General features: G+C 76.1%; 2 protein-coding genes. One reads left to right on the plus strand and one right to left on the minus strand.

Annotated features, from left to right (window positions below; translation table 11 throughout):
- The coding region (locus VR44_RS39215) for an ATP-binding protein (protein ID WP_045952468.1) at nucleotides 1-1,772 on the plus strand (1,772 nt) is incomplete at its 5' end.
- Here the strand turns inward: VR44_RS39215 and VR44_RS39220 are convergent.
- Nucleotides 1,759-2,071, minus strand: a 313-nt coding sequence (locus VR44_RS39220) for an NPCBM/NEW2 domain-containing protein (RefSeq protein WP_045952469.1), incomplete at its 5' end; no start/stop codon positions are given. The genes VR44_RS39215 and VR44_RS39220 overlap by 14 nt on opposite strands.

The raw sequence follows: 2,071 nt of genomic DNA on the forward strand, positions 1-2,071 counted from the left end.
ACGACCGCTTCCGCCTCCTGACCGGCGGCGCCCGTACGCTCCTGCCCCGCCAGCAGACCCTGCGCGCCGTGGTCGACTGGTCCTGGGACCTCCTCGACACCGCCGAACGCACCGTCCTCGCCCGCATGTCCGCCTTCGCCGGCGGCTGCGACCTGGACGCCGCCGAAGCCGTCTGCGGCCACGGCGGCCTCGACGTGGCCCTCACCCTCGGCTCCCTCGTCGACAAATCCCTCGTCACGGCCGTCCCCGACGCCGACGGCATGCGCTACCGGCTGCTGGAGACCATCCGCGAGTACGCCGCCGAGCGCCTGGCCGCGTCCGCCGACGAGGCCCGCGCCACCGCCCGCCGCCACGCCGCCCACTACCTGGCCTTCGCCGAGCGGGCCGAGCCCCTGCTGCGCTCCGCGCAGCAGCTCCCCTGGATCCGGCGCGTCGAGACCGAGCTCGACAACCTCCGCTCCGCCCTCCACCGCAGCACCGGCGCCGACCCCGAGCCGGAGACCGCCCAGCGCCTGGTCGCCGCACTCGCCTGGTTCCTGTGGCTGCGCAACTACCGTGCCGAGGGCGCCGAATGGGCCTCCCTGGCCCTCGCCGTCACCCCCGCCGGCGCCCCCGAGGGCTCGGCCGCGTACTGGCGCGGCATGCGCCTCCAGGTCCTCCACATGTTCCTGCTCACCGAGAGCAAGGGTGCCGCCGGCTTCCGCACGCCCGAGTTCGCCGCCCTCGCCCACCGCATCAGGGAGGTCTTCCGCGAGGGCTCCCCGGAGACCACCCGCTTCCCGGGCATGCTCTGGCCCGCGACCGCCTTCCTCACCGGCGACGCCGCCGGATTCCACCCCGACCTCGCCCACTCGGTGGAGAACTGCCGCCGCCACGCCGGGGACTGGGAGCTCGGCGTCACCCTCCTGATGCGCGCCCACTCCGCCATCGACATGACCGGCGGCCTCGACACCGTCGACGCCGACCTCGCCGAACTCCACGAGATCGCCCGCCGCTGCGGCGACCGCTGGCTCCGCGCCCAGGTGGCCAGCGCCGCCGGGGAGGCCGCCCTGTCCCGCGGGCAGTACGACACCGCCCGCACCGAGTACGAGGAGTGCCTGCGCCTCGCCCGCGAGGTCGGCGCCCAGACCGAGGCGCCCTTCGCCCTCGCCCGTATCGCCGAGGCCGCCTACTGCGCCGGGGACTACGACGCCGCCGAACGGCTCCTCGCCGACGCCGACCGGGAGGCCGACCAGCAGGGCGGGGTGTACGACGTGAGCTCCTTCGCCCGCCTCCTGTCGGCGATGCTCGCCCTGCGCCGGGGCGACGACGACCGGGCCCGCAGCGAATGCGCCCGCTCCCGTGCCGAGGCGGCACAGATCAACCCGCCCCCGCAGCTCAGCGCCGGACTGGACGTGGTCGAGGCCGCCCTCACCGCCCGCGAGCACGGCCCGCAGGCGGGGCTGGCCAGGATCGGCCCCGCCCTCACGGAAGCGGTGGCCGCCCACTGCGCCGAACGCGTCCTGGCCTGCCTCGCCGAATCGGCGGCCCTGTTCCTGGAGGCCACCGGCCGGCCGGCCGAGAGCGCACGGGTCCTCGCGGCCGCCGGTACCTGGCGCGCGGGCCAGCCCCGCTCGGTACCGGAGCAGACCGTCCTGGACGGGCTCCCGGAGCGCACCCTCGCGGCCCTCGGGGCGGCAGCCCACGCCGAGGCGGAAGCCGCCGGCCGCGGCCTGACCCCCGCCCAGGTCGCCGCCGAGATCACCCGGCAGGCCCCGCTCAGCGGCAGCTGATCACCGCGTCGGCCCAGCTCGCCAGTGTCGGCAGATGCCCCTGCCCGGCCTGCTCCACCACCAGCCGCAGCGTCGAACGCCCGGCCAGCGGCACCTGGACGGCCGCCGGGGCGTCCCCGTACCCGAGCGGGTCCGAACGCCACAGGCGCTGCCCGTCGGCGTAGACGGAGAACCGCACCGTCCCGTCGGTCAGCAGCGACAGCCCGTCCACCCCGGCCCGCGCCGAGAAGGAGGTGCACTGCCGGTTGAGGGTGATCTCCACCGAGGAACGGGAGTTGACGGTGATCCCCTGCCCGAAC

This window comes from Streptomyces katrae (assembly GCF_000966975.1).
Taxonomy (GTDB): Bacteria; Actinomycetota; Actinomycetes; order Streptomycetales; family Streptomycetaceae; genus Streptomyces; species Streptomyces katrae.